We start from the raw sequence: 15,769 nt of genomic DNA on the forward strand, positions 1-15,769 counted from the left end.
CATGCTGCGCCTGGCGCTGCTTGGTTTTGCCATTCTGCTGACGCTGATTGGTCTCGGTTGCATCATCGTCGGCGCTGCCGGTGCTGTGCCGTTCACTGCCTGGGGGCTGTTTCTGCTGGTAGCGGTGTTGCTGGAGCGCTGGCGTTATGTGCATGCTCCCAAACCTGATGACGGGCCTTGGCAGGAAACCGGAGAGCGCTTTGTCGATCCGGAATCGGGGCGGGTGATGAGCGTCTGGTACAGCCCGGACAGCGGTGAGCGCCGCTATCTTCCTATCACTGAAAACGATAATTTAGCTCCTTAGTCCCCACTTGGTTCTCCAATTACATCGCAGACAATAAAGACATGACACAGATATTAGGCCCCGCATTCAAGCTGGTGGATGAAATCGATGTATCGCAACTGGCGCAAGTTGGCGGCTTTGGCAGCAGAACCAGCCCCTTGCTGGTGAAAGGGGCGATGCGGAACTGGCCCGCGCAGCAGAACTGGTCCTTTGAGAAGCTGGCCGAGTTACGCAATAAAGACGGTTCGGAACCGACCAGGAAATTCCAGAATGGCCTGGTCGAACAGGGCGAAACCCAGGAGCGGCCGTTGCTGCCGATTGCGCCGTATCTGCGTGAACTTGCGGCTTTGGCGACCGAGCCCGTCAGCGACGAAGTTGGCTTGCTGCCGAACCGGCGTCGTTTGCAATTGCAGTCGGGCGAGGAATTCCATCTCAACTGGGCGCACATGCAATCGTTTACGCCGCATCGCAACTATCTGGCGCAGTGGAGCATCCTGGAGGATTTTCCGCAGTTGCGTAGCGATTTCGATATCCGCAGTTTGTGGCCGGGCTGGCGCTGGACCTGGGAGTCGGTCTTCATGGGGCCGGCGAATACCCATACCGGACTGCATCGCGATGTTCCCAACAACTGGTTTTGCCAGGCGCGCGGGGTCAAGGAATTCGTCATGTTCCCACCATCGGAAGAGGGGTTCATGAAACCGTCCAAAAAGTATGATTGGGGCGCCACTCTGAGCTCGATCAACATTGCGCGTTTCAACGAACACCCGGAGCAGTTGCAACAGCTGGAGCAAGCCAAAGGCTTGTATGTACGAGTCGAGCAGGGCGATGCTTTATTCATTCCAAAGCGCACCTGGCACGCCGTAGTTTCGCTGGCGCCTTCGATCAGCCTGGCGGTATTTGGCTTGACCGCCAAGGAGATCTTGCTCAGCGGCGTGCCGACGGCGACCAAGGACCTGCTGCACAATATGCATCTGTATCGCTGGGGACATTGCATCTGCCACAAGCATCGGGCGTAAATCCGGTGTAAGTGCGCTAGCCGGCGGCTTTCTTTTGTACTTGCTCCAGGCGTTCATATAGCGCTTGAGCTGGCGCCAGATATGCAAGGGCACAAGCTGCTTTCTTTTCCTCGGAAAATCCCTGCTCCGGATACTTCGCATGAAAGCGTGAGCGGGTTTCCATCCCTGCAATCTCTGTTTCATCCAGGTTGATGTGCACAAAATCAGCCAGCCGACGCACCATTCCGATCGCACCTTGACTGTAATTGAGCAGCATTGAACGTTCATCCGTTTTGGCGATGTTCAGGAATTGAGAGTAGTAATATTCCAGCACCTTGGCGATATACCTATCGCCATCGCAGCTGCTCGCTTCAGCGTGCGACATGCCGAACAATTCCGGTTCGATCAGCCCTGGCACCGCTTGCATTCCGCGCCGCTTTTGATGCGAAGAAATGACTTCGTCCGGCGCCCGATACAGCAATATAAAAGGGACGTCTGGGTAAAGTCTTCTCAGTGTTCCAGCAAAAAAAACATGCCAGCTATCGAGCTTGATGAACAAATGCCTTTCCTGCCCGAACCGGCGGCGCCCCAGCAAGGCAATGCTGGCCGTTAACGCAGCTCCAGCAGCTCCCGCAGCCTCCGTAGCTTGCGCTGCTGGAGACTCTGCCTGATCGCCTTTGATTGGCATGCGCAGCAGCTCATCGATCAGTGGCACTTCAGAAAGAACAATATTTTTCTCGCTCAATCCAAGCAATTGCGATAGCAAGGTCGAGCCGCAGCGAGAGACATGGAAAATGAACGCACTGGGAGCAACCACATCGGCCGCAACGGTTGCGCATGCCGTCAGATATTCCAAGGAGCTGAGACTGGGAAATCGCCTGCTGTGCTTGTTGTTGGCGGCATCGGCTTTGCAGCGCAGAATTGTGTCGGAAAAAAACGGCTCGGCAATGCGCTTACCTGCCAAACTCAGCCAAGAACAAAGCCATTGCTGTTCTTGCTGTACCAGCTTGCAGGGTATCCAGTCCGCACTCAAATCAGCCGCAGCGCCTGGCTGCACCGGATGGTTCAGTGAGTCATTCATCGAGATCCGCCTGCGCTTCCAGCTGCCTGATCAATTGCTCCGCCACGGCGGTTTTCATCTCGGATAATTCGGCAATGACCTTGACGCGAGTCACGCGATCAAGCCGTCGGCTGCGCGCCTCCGCATCGAAATCGTAGCCAGCTTGTGCGAACAATTTATCCGACCAATCGTTTCTTTTGCAGTCCAGGATCAAATTGACGCGCGCTGTGGCGCCGCAATTCTCGACACTGTGCGGCTGGCTGAAATCGGCATACCAGCATTCACCTTCCCGCATGTCCAAAGTATGCCCGCCAACCCGGAATTGCACCTGTTTGCTGGTCTCGATGGGAATGTGGACGCGAAAAACATCAAAATGATATCCGGTGTGAACATCCCGATGCTCCTTGATCTGCGCGCCGGGCGCCAGACGCAGCAAGCGTGCCGATTCTTTCTCGCACTCGAAGCTGTCGAGGACATGGGCAATGTAAGGGCAAACCGCAAGTAGAGGTGTATCGATATAGGCTGTGCCGCCAGGGTGAGAATAAATATCGCTAGCCTTTCCGGATGCAGAACGCAGCGCCAGGCCGGACCATTGGCCTGAATAGTCGCTGGTATGAAAATGTTGCGACCAATCCATTGCCTCGCACGCCCGCAAATCCTGGAGCAAACGGTCCGGATCAAAAAGGAGCGGTAATTTGAAAAATATATTCATGCGATTAGATTCAATCAAATTGATGCGTTGATTGCGGAAAAGCTATAAGCTGCTCCAGCAATGTGGCTGCCACCGTAATTACTCCAAATCCTGCGAGACCTCAGCATGCTCACTTCTTCTTTTGCCATGCCGGCTGGCATTTCCCTGCGTCCCGCCACTGCCGGCGATCAAGCCTTTCTGCAAACCCTGTATCGTTCTGCGCGCCCGGACCTGCAATTTATCGACGGCGCGCCGGAGTTTGTCGAGACGGTGGTGGCGCAGCAATATGCCGTGCATGCCCAAGGCACCGGCGAAGAGTATCCGAACGCAATGCATTTCATTATCGAGAAAACGCAAGCGGCCGTCGGTGCGCTGGTGGTCGATTTCGGTCACAACGAAGTGCGCGTCATTTACGTCGCTTTCATTCTCGCTGCGCGCGGTTTCGGTTACGGCAAGGCAGTCCTGCGCGGCGTGCAGCAAGCCGCGGCCAAGGTGCAATGCCCGGTCGCGGTCGTGGTTTGGCACAATAACCCCGGCGCCAGGCGGATCTATCTCGAATTGGGTTTCCAGGTGGAGGAATCGCAATTGATGGCCGACCGCATGGTGTGGTATCCGGGTAAACCCGGCTAACTGAACACGATCTGAAAATACGCTCCGGCCGGATCGCGTCCGAGCGGCGCCACGCGCAATACATAAACCTCCTCCAGGCGGCCGCGCTGCTCCAGGTCGATCGCACACGGGCCTTCGATAAAAGCGGTGGTTTGTTGTGCGGTCAAGGTAACGATAAACGGCAGGCGCTGCTGTTCCGGTGCATACGGGTTGCGATATTGCGACTTCACATTCACGCTATCGACCAGCACCGGCAACATGCTGCCGTCAGGGAGTTGCATGGCGCAGACCTTTCCGGTCGACGGGCTGAAATAGGCGGCATCAACAAGTTCTAGCATCGGTTTTACTCTATCGGCAATGTAAAAATGGAAGGCAGTGAGTAGCTTGGGCGAAGCTGGCTGGTGCAACGGTATTGCCAGCCAGCCCGCTTGGGCGCTCTAATTGCGGGATGGGAAAAGACCAGTCAATGCGATGCTGAAGTTCAGCGCCAGGAACGGATTCATGACTGCAACGGCTGCATTGTTGCCGGTGAGGGCGTTGCTGACCGTACCACCGGAGCTGCCGCTGCTGCCGCCCAAGGGAATGTTTGGCGCCGTCGAGCCCCAGATCGCTGCGCCTGACGGGCCGCTCGGCGTTCCGGACAGAATGTTATGAGTGTCGCTTGGCGCCAGCAGATTTCCGACCGTGTTGCTCGATACCGCGTAGCCGCTGCTGCCCGAAGGAGTAAATGTGGCAGTGTGGGTGTGGGACGGTAAATTCTCGATCAGTATGTTCATATTCTCGGCGCCGGAAACCTCGCCGATCACGCGTGGTGTTAATCCGTTTCCGCTACCCTGACCAATTGGCATTCTTCCCTGCAAATTCGGCAACATGAAGTTTGACGAACCGTTGCCGCCATAGGTGGTGCCCAGCAATGCAAATAACGCAGGGTTTTGCGAAATGGCGAGTGTTTGTCCGTTGCAGAACTGCCAGCCGGCAGGGTTAAACGAAAAACCGAACGTCATGATGCTACCGACAAATACATCCATGGAAATCTCCTTGAGAGTGCTGCGGTTTAAGAAGCGGCGGTGGTACGGTGAGCAGTGATGTTCAATTGCGCGAAGGGAAAAGACCAGTCAATGCGATGCAGAAGTTCAGCGCCAGGGGGCAGCTAGGGCGAAACTGAAAACCGAAAGTCATGATGCTACCGAGAAATATATTCATCGCATCCTCATAAAGTGAGTAGCTTGCTTTTATACCGATCGGAATTACTGTTTGTTGACTTGCAGCAATTGGCAGTTGAACAGGAAAATGAGAATTCGGCAATACCTGCCTATAAAAATTACGTCGTCGAGAGCCTGCATACAACCATTCGATGTCGGAATCGCGCAAAAACCGCAATATACAATTCGCAACAAAATTTAACTTGCGTGCAATGCGGGCACTAGGTGTAATATTTTGCCTAAAAGAAAGTTGGATAAGGGAAACCAACTAAGTCCCCCTTGGGCTGACATTGTTTGAATGAGAGCCTCATTTCATTTTGGCGCGCCTTGCGCCGGTTACATCCATTTGAATCCGTTGTCGTTGTGGCATGTTTTTTTCGTTGTGAAAATCCGTCCGGCCATATCGCCGTTTTCCTGCGAGCCGGGCGGCTAGAGAGCACTAAGAGGATTCTGCATGGCGCGTTTTTTGCAGAATTTTCGGCGGCAAAGCCGATGCCGCGTTGTTGCTTCATGCACGGAACAGAGAAGCGGAATACGTGAAATGGGCGGGTGAAGATGTCGATGGCAAGCCGCGCACTTCGTTGGGTCGAGGAATGTAAGTTCAACCAGGAATTCATTTCATGAAACGCCACGGGTCTATGAACCACATCTACCGCCTGGTCTGGAGCGCGGTGGCCAACGGTTGGATAGCAGTAGCGGAAACGACGCGCGGACGCGGCAAGGGCGGGCGCCGCAAATTGGTGGCGGCGGCACTATCGCTTACTGCTATCGCTGCTCAGGCGGCTCCGACCGGCGGCCAGATTGTTGCGGGCACCGGCAGCATCAGGCAATCCGGAACGACTACGACGATCAGCCAGACCAGCCAGAATGCCTCCTTGAATTGGAGCGGCTTCAACATCGCGCCGCAAGAAACGGTGAATTTCGTGCAACCGTCGGCCAGCGCGATTGCCGTCAACCGTATATTCGATACCAGCGGCACACAAATCCTCGGGCGTTTGAACGCCAACGGCCAGGTGTTCCTGATCAATCCGAACGGCATCTTGTTCGGCGCGGGCGCGCAAGTCAATGTCGGCGGGCTGGTGGCTTCCACGCTGGATTTTCATGACGCCAGCTTGAACAGCAATAGCCGCGTTTTCAGCGGCGGCGGCTCAGGCAGCGTGGTCAACCAGGGATCGATTACGGCGGCTAACGGCGGTTACGTCGCCTTGCTCGGCAACCATGTCAGCAACCAGGGCTCGATCAACGCCCAACAGGGCGCGGTGGCGCTCGGCGCCGGCAACGCCGTCACTCTCACATTCAGCGGCAACAGCCTGCTGCAACTCCAGGTCGACCAAAGCGTGTTGAACAGCCTGGCCGAAAACGGCGGACTGATCCGGGCTGACGGCGGCCGCGTGATCATGACTGCCGGCGCCAAAGATGCGTTGCTGGCCAGCGTCGTCAATAACACCGGCGTGATTGAAGCGCGCACCGTGGAAAACCAGGGCGGCACGATTACCTTGCTGGGCGGCATGGCGGCAGGCACTGTCAATGTCGGCGGCACGCTAGACGCCAGTGCGCCCAACGGCGGCAACGGCGGCTTCATCGAGACCAGCGCGGCCAACGTCAAGGTGGCGAACGACGCCAGGATCACCACGGCTGCGGCGCTAGGCCTGGCCGGCACCTGGCTGATCGATCCGACTGATTTCACGATCGCGCCCATCGGCGGCGACCAGACCGGCGCCACGCTTAGCGCTGCACTGGGTTTGAGCAATGTGACGATTTCTTCGGCTGGCGGCGCCAGCGGCAGCAGCGGCAATGTCAACGTTGACGATACGGTAAGCTGGAGCGGCCACAAGCTGACCCTGAACGCCAGCAACGATGTGAACGTCAACGCCACGATGACGGCAAGCGGGTCTGCCAGCCTGGATCTGGAGCCTGGCAGCGGCCATGTCAATGTCGCTTTAGGCAGCGCCGGGTTTAACGGGCGCGTCAATTTCAGCGGCAGTGGCGTGCTGACGATGAACAATCATGTTTATACGGTCATCAGCTCCCTGGGTACGGCAACCAGCAGCGGCGACGGCACTTTGCAAGGGACGCTGGGCAACCTCGCGGGCTACTACGCGCTGGGCAGCGACATCAACGCCGCCGGCACTTCAGCCTGGAACAGCGGCGCAGGCTTCACGCCGATAGGCACGGGCAGCACACTTTTCACTGGAACGTTCGACGGCTTGGGTCATACGATCAGCGGTCTCGCGATCACCCCGAGCGCAAGTGGCTCGGGTCGCGGATTGTTTGGCGAATCGAGCGGCGTGATTCGCAACGTCGGCCTGGTGGGGGGGAGTGTTGCCGTAACAGCTTCGAGCTATACCGGCCAGTTGGCGGGTTTTAATAGCGGTGCGATCAGCAATAGTTATTCGACAGGCAGCGTGAGCGCCAGCGCCTCTTCCAATGACGTCGGCGGTTTGGTGGGGTGGAACCTGGGAGGCACGATTTCCAGGAGTTATGCAACTGGTACGGTCAATGCAGCTGACAGTATTAGCGTTGGCGGTTTGCTCGGCGGCATACAAGGCGGTACGGTCAGTAATAGTTATGCAACCGGGAATGTAACCGGAAACAGCAACAGTGTCGGCGGACTGATCGGCTGGAGTTACGGTGCAACCGGCGCTACCAACGCGATTACCAACAGCTACGCCACCGGCTCCGTGAGCGGCGCGTCATACGTAGGCGGGTTGGTTGGATCCAATTACGGCTTGAGTACGATCAGCCAAAGTTATGCGAAGGGCAGCGTTTCCGGTAACAACGCTGTCGGCGGCCTGGTTGGTCATAATTACGGCGCCGGGACCAGCAGCAGCGGCGCCTCAGCGATTAACAACAGTTATGCAACAGGCAGTGTGACCGGTGCTGCCGGTTCGACCTTTATCGGCGGGCTGGTCGGCAACAACGACAGCACTTTTACCGTCGGTGCAGTCACCAACAGCTTTTCGACAGGCCTCGTAAGCGCCGGAACTGGTTCGAGCTTGATTGGCGGCTTGGTTGGAGATAATAGCAACGGCACCGTCACCGGCAGCTTCTGGGATAAAACCAGCTCCGGCCAGGCTACTTCCGCTGCCGGCACGGGCATGACGACTGCAAACATGCAGAATCAGGCCAACTTCACATCCAGCACCGCCGCGAACGGCAATCTGAATCCTGCGTGGGACTTCGCCGGCACCTGGAGCATGTCCGGCGGCAGCTATCCGCTATTGATCAGCGGCATGACGGCACTGACCGTCACTGCCAACAACGCCACCAGCATTTTCAATGGCGCGGCATATGCCAGCAACAACGGCGTCACTTACACCGGCCTCAATGGCTACAGATACAGCGGGACACCGAGCGGGTTGTTGGGTAGCATAAGTTACAGCGGCTCATCGCAAACTGCGGTCGACGTCGGCACTTACTCGATCATAGCGTCTGGCGTTTCCTCCACCGGCCAGCAGGGCTACAACATTACCTTTGTCAATGGCGCGTTGACGATCAATCCGCTGGCGCTGATCGGCTCGATCTCAAGCGGCAGCTCTACCTACGGCTCAACCCTGACGCCGGGCACGGTCAGTTTCAGCAATATGGTTGCGGGGCACGTAGTCACGGCGGCGCCGGTTACTGTGAATACAACGGGCCTGACCAGCACTAGCGGCAACCTGATCGCTGGCACTCACGCTGGAATTGAGTCGGTCAGCGGTGTCCTGAGCGGAGCCGATGCAGTCAAGGGCAATTACACCTTTGCCGGCGCCACTGGCAACTACACCGTCACTCCCTTGGCCCTGACGGGTTCGATCGGGACCGGCAGTTCGACCTACGGTTCAGCCCTGACGCCGGGCGCGGTGGGTTTCACGAATGCGGTGGCCGGCGACGCGCTGGGCACGGCAACGGTCGCGATCAACACGACCGGCCTCACCAGCAGCAGCGGCCACCTGATTGCCGGAACCCATAGCGGGATTGAATCGATCAGTGCGCTGAGCGGGAGCGATGCCGGTAACTACACGCATGCCGGACTCACGGGCAACTACACGGTGAATCCCCTGGCGTTGAACGCCACCGTGGCATCGGGCAGCTCGACTTACGGTTCAGCGTTGACGCCGGGCGCGGCGAGTTTCACCAATGCGGTGGCAGGCGACCTCGTCACGCCAGCTGCCGTCACCGTGAATACGACAGGCCTGACCAGCAGCAGCGGCCACCCGATTGCTGGCACCCACAGCGGAATCGAAGCGGTAGGCACTGCCTTGGGCGGAGCGGATGCGGGCAACTATACTTTTGCCGGCGCTAGCGGCAACTACACCGTGACCCCGTTGGCCTTGACCGGTTCGATAGGCGCCGGCAGCTCGACCTACGGTGCGGGCCTGGCAGCGGGCGCAGCGAGTTTCACGAATGCCGTAGCAGGTGACGTGCTGGACACAGCGACGGTGGTGATCAACACCAGCGGCCTCACCAGCAGCAGCGGACACTTGATCGCCGGAAGCCATACCGGAATTGAAGCGGTCACTGCATTGAGCGGGATCGATGGCGGCAACTACACCTTTGCAGGTGTCACGGGCAACTACACCGTGAGTCCGTTGACCTTGACCGGTTCGATCGGAACCGGCGGTTCGACCTACGGTTCAGTCCTGACGCCGGGTGCAGCGAGTTTCACCAATGCGGTGGCGGGCGATGCGCTGGGCACGGCGACGGTCACGATCAACACCAGCGGCCTGACCAGCAGCAGCGGACACTTGATCGCAGGAAGCCATGCCGGAATTGAAGGAGTCAGTGCACTGAGCGGGACCGATGCCGGCAATTACACCTTTACGGGTGTTACTGGCGATTACAGCGTCAGCCAGTTGGCCCTGACCGGTTCGATCGGGACGGGTAGTTCGACCTACGGTTCAGTCCTGGCGCCGGGTGCAGCGAGTTTCACGAATGCGGTGGCGGGCGACGCGCTGGGTACGGCGACGGTCACGGTCAACACCAGCGGTCTCACCAGCAGTAGCGGCCACTTGATCGCCGGAACCCATGCAGGGATTGAAGCCGTCAGCGCGCTGAGCGGAGCGGATGCCGGCAATTACACCTCTGCAGGTGTTGCGGGCGACTACAGCGTGAACAAGCTGGTGTTGAGCGGCTCGATCGGCGCCGGCAGTTCGACCTATGGCTCGGCCTTGACGCCTGGAGCGGCAAGTTTGAGCGGCGCAATTACAGGCGATGCGTTGGGCACTGCCACGGTCACGGTGAATACCGCAGGCCTCACCAGCAGCAGCGGCCACCTGATTGCCGGAACGCATACCGGAATTGAAGGAGTCAGTGCACTGAGCGGTAGCGATGGCGGCAATTACAGCTTCGCAGGTGTCGCGGGCGACTACAGCGTCAGCCAGCTGGCGTTGAACGCGACACTTGCGGCGGGCAGTTCGACCTACGGTTCGGCCCTGGCGCCGGGCGTGGCGAGTTTCACGAATGCGGTGGCAGGTGACCTCGTCACGCCTGCAGCCGCCACGGTGAATACGACAGGCCTGACCAGCAGCAGCGGCCACCTGATTGCTGGCACCCATAGCGGAATCGAAGCGGTAGGCACTGCCTTGGGCGGAGCGGATGCGGGCAACTATACTTTTGCCGGCGCTAGCGGCAACTACACCGTGACCCCGTTGGCGTTGACCGGTTCGATCGGTAGCGGCAGCTCGACCTACGGTGCGGGCCTGGTAGCGGGCGCAGCGAGTTTCACCAATGCCGTCGCAGGTGACGTGCTGGACACGGCGACGGTGGTGATCAACACCAGCGGCCTCACCAGCAGCAGCGGCCACTTGGTCGCCGGAAGCCATACCGGAATTGAAGCGGTCACTGCATTGAGCGGGATCGATGGCGGCAACTACACCTTTGCAGGTGTCACGGGCAACTACACCGTGAGTCCGTTGGCCTTGACCGGTTCGATCGGAACCGGCGGTTCGACCTACGGTTCAGTCCTGACGCCGGGCGCAGCGAGTTTCACCAATGCGGTGGCGGGCGACGCGCTGGGCACGGCGACGGTCACGGTCAACACCAGCGGCCTGACCAGCAGCAGCGGCCACTTGATCGCAGGAACCCATACCGGAATTGAAGGGGTCAGCGCACTGAGCGGGACCGATGCCGGCAATTACACCTTTACGGGTGTTACTGGCGACTACAGCGTCAACCAGTTGGCGTTGAACGCGACACTTGCGGCGGGCAGCTCGATCTACGGTTCGGCTCTGACGCCGGGTGCGGCGAGTTTCACGAATGCGGTGGCAGGCGACCTCGTTACGCCAGCTGCCGTCACCGTGAATGCATCAGGCTTGACCAGCGCTAGCGGACACTTGAAGGCCGGAACCCATAACGGAATCGAGGCGCTAGGCACTGCTTTAGGCGGAGCGGATGCGGGCAACTATACTTTTGCCGGCGCTAGCGGCGACTACACCGTGACCCCGCTAGCCTTGACCGGTTCGATCGGGGCTGGCAGTTCGGTCTACGGTTCAGCCCTGGTGCCGGGTGCGGCAAGTTTCACGAATGTCGTGTCAGGCGACGTGCTCGGCACGGCGACGGTAACGGTCAACACCGCCGGCCTCACCAGCAGCAGCGGCCACCTGATCGCCGGCGCCCATACCGGAATTGAAGCGGTCAGCGCGCTGAGCGGAGCCAGCGCCGGCAATTACACCTTTACCGGTGTCACGGGCGATTACAGCGTCAGCCCCTTGGCGTTGAATGCCACGCTTGCGGCGGGCGGCTCGACCTACGGCTCAATCCTGACGCCGGGCGCGGTAAATTTCACGAATCTGGTTGCTGGCGACCTTGTCACGCCTGCCGCCATTACGGTGAATACGACGGGCTTGACCAGCAGCAGCGGCCACCTGATCGCCGGAACCCATAGCGGAATTGAAGCAGTCGGCACTGCCTTGGGTGGAACCGACGCCGGCAATTACACCTTTGCCGGCGCCAGCGGTAATTACACCGTGAATCCACTGACGCTGGCCGGTTCGATTGCGGCCGGCAGCTCGATCTACGGTTCCGCCCTGACGCCTGGCGCGGTAAGCATATCGAACGTGATCGCGGGAGACAGCGTTAGCGCTCCCGGCACGTCCGTGAACACGACCGGGCTTACCAGCAGCAGCGGCCACCTGACAGCCGGCACCCACATTGGCATCGAATCGGCAAGCGGCGCCTTGGGCGGCGCCGATGCCGGCAACTACCTGTTGGGCAGCATTGCCGGCGACTATACGGTCAACAAATTGTCGGTCACAGTCGTAGCAACAGGCGTGAACAAGGTCTATGACGCAAGCACTTCCGGTTCGGTCATATTGACGGGCAGCGGCCTGATGAGCGGCGATCAGGTTGCATTCAACGATGCCTCGGCGAGCTTTGGCAACAAAAATGCAGGCACGGGCAAGACGGTTAGCGTTTCAGGCATCAATGCAAGCGGTGCGGATGCCGGCAACTACCAGGTCAGCAATTCCGGCACAACGACCACTGCCGATATCACGCCGCTCGCCATCACCGCTGTCGCCACCGGCGCCAGCAAGACCTATGACGGCAATACGTTGGCAGGCGTGACGCTAAGCGGAGGGCTGGCCGGTGATGCAGTGACGTTTAGCGATACCTCTGCCAACTTTGCCGACAAGAATGCCGGCGCCGGCAAGACCGTCTCGGTAGCCGGTGTCACCGCAAGCGGCGCTGACGCTGGCAACTATATGGTGAGCAGTACGACGACGACAACCGCCAATATCACCCCCGCGACGCTGACCTACAATGCCGCTCCCGCAAGCATCGTCGCCGGGCAAACGCCGTCCGGCCTGACAGGAACTCTGAGCGGGCTGGTGACGGGCGATACGCTGAGCAACGCTACCACGGGCAGCTTGACCTGGACTTCAAACGCCACGCCGACCAGCCAGCCAGGACTGTATGCAATTGACGGCGGCGGCTTGAGCGCGATGAACTATGTGTTCCAGCAGGCGGCAGGCAACGCCACCGCGCTGACCTTGAAGGCGGGTACGGCGCCCGTATCTGTGCAGAATGTGATCGCGGCGCTGGATAATATTTTTGCTCCTTCGCATGCAGGCATTAATTTGGCGGCGCTCGACCTGGTTCAGTTCAATACTCAGGCGCCGAGCAATCCGCCCAGCGGGAGCGATAACGGCATGAACGGTGTGGAAGTGAAAATCATGAGCACCGGTGTCAAGCTGCCGGACAATATTGTGAGTACGGATGAATAAGCGAGCCTCAGTGAAAAATAACGCTGGATTTCTACACCCGATGAAGCCGATTCTTGCAGCCATGCTGCTCAGCTATCCATCTTTCGCAGCATTTGCCGCCGACCCGGTAACCCCGCCCGGCGCCGGTTCGATACTGCAACAAATCCAGCCGCTCAAGCCGGCCGCTCCTTCCCCAACGGGAACCGGCCTGACTATCGAACGGGAAGGCGGCGCTCAGTTGCCGCCGAGCGCGTCTTTCAACGTCACCAGCATACAACTGTCCGGCAATACCGCTTTCGATACGGCGACCCTGCACGCGCTGGTGGCTGACGCCGAAGGCAAGAGCTTCACTTTGGGCCAGCTCGGCGCAGTGGTTTCCCGCATCACCGACTATTACCATGACCACGGCTATCCGCTGGCGCGCGCCATCATCCCGGCCCAGACCGTGCAAGGCGGCGTGGTGCGGGTTACGGTGATCGAGGCCCGCTACGGCCAGGTCAAGCTCGACAATCGCAGCCGGGTGAGCGACGCCTTACTGCAGCAAACCTTATCCCCGTTGCAAGCCGGGCAAGTGGTTACCCAGGGCGGACTCGACCACGTGCTGCTGCTGGTCTCCGATATCCCCGGTGTCGCCGCCAGCGCGATTCTGAAGCCGGGTGAAGAGGTCGGTACTTCCGACCTGCTGGTGCAAGCCGATCCAACGGCGCGGGTGGCGGCGAATCTCACGCTGGACAATTACGGCAACCGCTACACCGGGCGCACCCGTCTCGGTGCAGCCGTGAATATCTTTGATCCGCTACGGCATGGCGACGTCCTTAGCATCGGCGCTCTGACCAGCGGCAGAGACATGAATTACGGCAGCATTTCCTATGAAACCTTGCTTAACGGCCTGGGCACGCGGATCGGCGCGTCCTATTCAGCGCTGCATTACATCCTCGGCGATAGCTTGAGCGCGCTCGACGGCCACGGCACCGCACAAGTGGCAAGCATCTGGCTCAAACATCCGTTCATGCGCACGCGCGGCGCCAACGTATACGGCCAGCTCCAGTTCGATCGCAAACAGCTGAACGATCGGATCGGCGTCAGCAACATCAAGACCGATCGCCACCTGGATAACTGGGTAGCGAGCCTGAACGGCGACTGGCGCAACGCTGCGCTGGCCGGCGGCATCGGCAGCTGGAATATCGGCGTGACTGCGGGGCGCGTCGGATTCGACGATCTGGCGGCGCAACTGGCCGATTCCGTGACCGCCAGAACGCAAGGCAGTTACATGAAATGGAACGCAAATTTCGCCCATCTGCAAAATCTGACGCAGAACGATTCCCTCTATTTTGCGCTATCCAGCCAATGGGCAAACGGCAACCTGGATCCCGCAGAAAAGATGATCGCAGGCGGCCCCTATACGGTTCGCGCTTACGACATCGGCGTGCTGTCCGGCGATAAGGGGGTATACGGTTCGCTCGAACTGCGTCACGAGCTCGGCCAGTTCGCTAGCGGACGCTGGCAGGTGCTGGCTTTCGTCGACAGTGAACATGTGACGGTCAACAAGAGCCCGTGGCTGCCGGGCGAAAACGGCGCGACGCTGAGCGGAGCAGGCGTCGGCATGAATTGGACCGGAACCGATCAGTGGCGCGCCAAACTGTATGTTGCGGCGCCGCTGGGATCGACCCCGCAACTGGTCGGCAGCAATAAATCGGTGCGCGCCTGGACCGAGATCGGCAAGGCGTTTTAACTTTACATTTTCTGCGGATAGTAGAGCTGGTAAAACCAGGAGTAGGCGCTTTCGATTTGCGCCTGTATGCGCGGCGGGATGTCATGCCGTTTCGGCTTGCTTATCTGCTGCGCCTGCTTGTGGCTGTATTTCATGTGGTAATGGCTGTCGCTTTCCTGGACGCCTATCGTCAGGTGATCGGGATCGATGTCGAACGGCGACAATCCTAGCCAGGAATAGAGATGCGTCATACAGGCCGACGGCCGCTCCATCAAGTCTTCGAAACGAATGAAATACAGACGTTCCTGCACCTGCTTCGGCAAATCGGGAACTGCATGCAGCGATATCAGCGGCGCGCCGATGGCCTTGTCTTTGGCGAACAGCATGTCGGCTCGCCCGAAGCGGTCGAAATCGGCCAGGTGATCGATGAAATCGACCAGGATCGTGCGCTGGTGCTGCGCCTCGATCGATCCGTAGATTTGTCCCAGCTCGCGCAGGCACACGATCAGCTTGGCGTTCGGCTCGATATGCAGCAGCAGTTCTATCGCATGCAGCCATGCGCGGTTCTTGTCCACCACCACCTGCTTGTCGCAATCATGATGCCAGCCGCGCAGAAAACCCTGCATCGCCGCTGTCAAATGGGCATAACTTCGGTCGAATTGCGTATCGAGCTGCGACAGGAAAAAAGTGTCGTCGCTGATCATGCGACGGATCCCCAGCAAGGTATTGCAAAGAGGCGAACTATGTCCTTCGCAATGAATTTCCGGATGCTGCCCCAATAGCTGGCACAGCAGCGTGGAACCTGCCCTGGGCAAGCCTGTTACGCCGACGAACGATGGAATCATCAGAATGGCCTTTGCTGTCAAATTGGATGGTTGCCAGACATGTTTTGCACAGGTCGCGATATTGGCAAACTGTTCGGCAGATATTACCGTATCCGGCGGCCATGCAGCCACTGTTTCAAGTACGGGGCCGTGAAGAGAAATGCATGACTAACGCTTGCACGAAAAATCTGAATCATTGCGTCCCGCGCGG

11 protein-coding genes are annotated in these 15,769 nt (G+C 59.0%); 5 read left to right on the plus strand and 6 right to left on the minus strand.

Features of this window, described 5'->3' with window-relative positions; all coding sequences use genetic code 11:
* The first annotated feature begins 1 nt into the window (after nucleotide 1).
* Together VNZ60_RS05150 and VNZ60_RS05155 are read left to right on the plus strand one after the other, a co-directional pair.
* The gene (locus VNZ60_RS05150) at nucleotides 2–304 is read left to right on the plus strand and encodes a hypothetical protein (RefSeq protein WP_325657349.1); all 303 of its coding nucleotides are present in this window, start codon (nucleotides 2–4) and stop codon (nucleotides 302–304) included.
* A 41-nt stretch (nucleotides 305–345) separates the two neighbouring features.
* Nucleotides 346–1,299, plus strand: coding sequence for a cupin-like domain-containing protein (locus VNZ60_RS05155; protein ID WP_325657350.1), 954 nt, complete (start codon nucleotides 346–348; stop codon nucleotides 1,297–1,299).
* A gap of 16 nt (nucleotides 1,300–1,315) precedes the next feature.
* On the opposite strand, the gene VNZ60_RS05160 is transcribed toward VNZ60_RS05155, so the two are convergent.
* The gene (locus VNZ60_RS05160) at nucleotides 1,316–2,311 is read right to left on the minus strand and encodes a sulfotransferase (protein ID WP_325657351.1); all 996 of its coding nucleotides are present in this window, start codon (nucleotides 2,309–2,311) and stop codon (nucleotides 1,316–1,318) included.
* Between the two features lie 40 nt (nucleotides 2,312–2,351).
* Nucleotides 2,352–2,975 carry an aspartyl/asparaginyl beta-hydroxylase domain-containing protein gene (locus VNZ60_RS05165; protein WP_325657352.1) on the minus strand — a complete coding sequence of 208 codons (624 nt, stop codon included), beginning with the start codon at nucleotides 2,973–2,975 and terminating at the stop codon, nucleotides 2,352–2,354.
* Between the two features lie 180 nt (nucleotides 2,976–3,155).
* On the opposite strand from VNZ60_RS05165, the gene VNZ60_RS05170 reads away from it, so the two are divergent.
* On the plus strand, nucleotides 3,156–3,659 hold the full coding sequence (locus VNZ60_RS05170) for a GNAT family N-acetyltransferase (RefSeq protein ID WP_325657353.1): 504 nt from the start codon (nucleotides 3,156–3,158) through the stop codon (nucleotides 3,657–3,659).
* Here the strand turns inward: VNZ60_RS05170 and VNZ60_RS05175 are convergent.
* From VNZ60_RS05175 to VNZ60_RS05185, 3 genes are all read right to left on the minus strand, one after another.
* A complete protein-coding gene (locus VNZ60_RS05175; RefSeq protein ID WP_325657354.1) occupies nucleotides 3,656–3,976 on the minus strand; it encodes a DUF6916 family protein in 321 nt (106 codons plus the stop codon). The genes VNZ60_RS05170 and VNZ60_RS05175 overlap by 4 nt on opposite strands.
* A 99-nt stretch (nucleotides 3,977–4,075) precedes the next feature.
* A complete protein-coding gene (locus VNZ60_RS05180; RefSeq protein ID WP_325657355.1) occupies nucleotides 4,076–4,666 on the minus strand; it encodes a phage tail protein in 591 nt (196 codons plus the stop codon).
* A 61-nt stretch (nucleotides 4,667–4,727) separates the two neighbouring features.
* On the minus strand, nucleotides 4,728–5,108 hold the full coding sequence (locus tag VNZ60_RS05185) for a hypothetical protein (protein ID WP_325657356.1): 381 nt from the start codon (nucleotides 5,106–5,108) through the stop codon (nucleotides 4,728–4,730).
* Between the two features lie 352 nt (nucleotides 5,109–5,460).
* Between VNZ60_RS05185 and VNZ60_RS05190 the strand changes: the two genes are divergently transcribed.
* Both VNZ60_RS05190 and VNZ60_RS05195 read left to right on the plus strand, forming a co-directional pair.
* Nucleotides 5,461–13,044 carry a two-partner secretion domain-containing protein gene (locus tag VNZ60_RS05190; protein ID WP_325657357.1) on the plus strand — a complete coding sequence of 2,528 codons (7,584 nt, stop codon included), beginning with the start codon at nucleotides 5,461–5,463 and terminating at the stop codon, nucleotides 13,042–13,044.
* A gap of 40 nt (nucleotides 13,045–13,084) precedes the next feature.
* Nucleotides 13,085–14,755, plus strand: coding sequence for a ShlB/FhaC/HecB family hemolysin secretion/activation protein (locus tag VNZ60_RS05195; protein ID WP_325657358.1), 1,671 nt, complete (start codon nucleotides 13,085–13,087; stop codon nucleotides 14,753–14,755).
* Nucleotides 14,756–14,757: 2 nt separating this feature from the next.
* On the opposite strand, the gene VNZ60_RS05200 is transcribed toward VNZ60_RS05195, so the two are convergent.
* A complete protein-coding gene (locus VNZ60_RS05200; RefSeq protein WP_325657359.1) occupies nucleotides 14,758–15,579 on the minus strand; it encodes a sulfotransferase family protein in 822 nt (273 codons plus the stop codon).
* Nucleotides 15,580–15,769 lie beyond the last annotated feature (190 nt).

It is taken from the genome of Collimonas sp. (genome assembly GCF_035566375.1).
Lineage (GTDB): Bacteria > Pseudomonadota > Gammaproteobacteria > Burkholderiales > Burkholderiaceae_D > Collimonas.

What these genes read in the sequence shown, in the direction of transcription:
- VNZ60_RS05190 (WP_325657357.1), top strand. Translation starts at nt 5,461, where the DNA reads ATGAAACGCCACGGGTCTATGAACCACATCTACCGCCTGGTCTGGAGC.
- VNZ60_RS05165 (WP_325657352.1), bottom strand. Translation starts at nt 2,975, where the DNA reads ATGGATTGGTCGCAACATTTTCATACCAGCGACTATTCAGGCCAATGG.
- VNZ60_RS05150 (WP_325657349.1), top strand. Translation starts at nt 2, where the DNA reads ATGCTGCGCCTGGCGCTGCTTGGTTTTGCCATTCTGCTGACGCTGATT.
- VNZ60_RS05155 (WP_325657350.1), top strand. Translation starts at nt 346, where the DNA reads ATGACACAGATATTAGGCCCCGCATTCAAGCTGGTGGATGAAATCGAT.
- VNZ60_RS05175 (WP_325657354.1), bottom strand. Translation starts at nt 3,976, where the DNA reads ATGCTAGAACTTGTTGATGCCGCCTATTTCAGCCCGTCGACCGGAAAG.
- VNZ60_RS05195 (WP_325657358.1), top strand. Translation starts at nt 13,085, where the DNA reads ATGAAGCCGATTCTTGCAGCCATGCTGCTCAGCTATCCATCTTTCGCA.
- VNZ60_RS05170 (WP_325657353.1), top strand. Translation starts at nt 3,156, where the DNA reads ATGCTCACTTCTTCTTTTGCCATGCCGGCTGGCATTTCCCTGCGTCCC.
- VNZ60_RS05180 (WP_325657355.1), bottom strand. Translation starts at nt 4,666, where the DNA reads ATGGATGTATTTGTCGGTAGCATCATGACGTTCGGTTTTTCGTTTAAC.
- VNZ60_RS05200 (WP_325657359.1), bottom strand. Translation starts at nt 15,579, where the DNA reads ATGATTCCATCGTTCGTCGGCGTAACAGGCTTGCCCAGGGCAGGTTCC.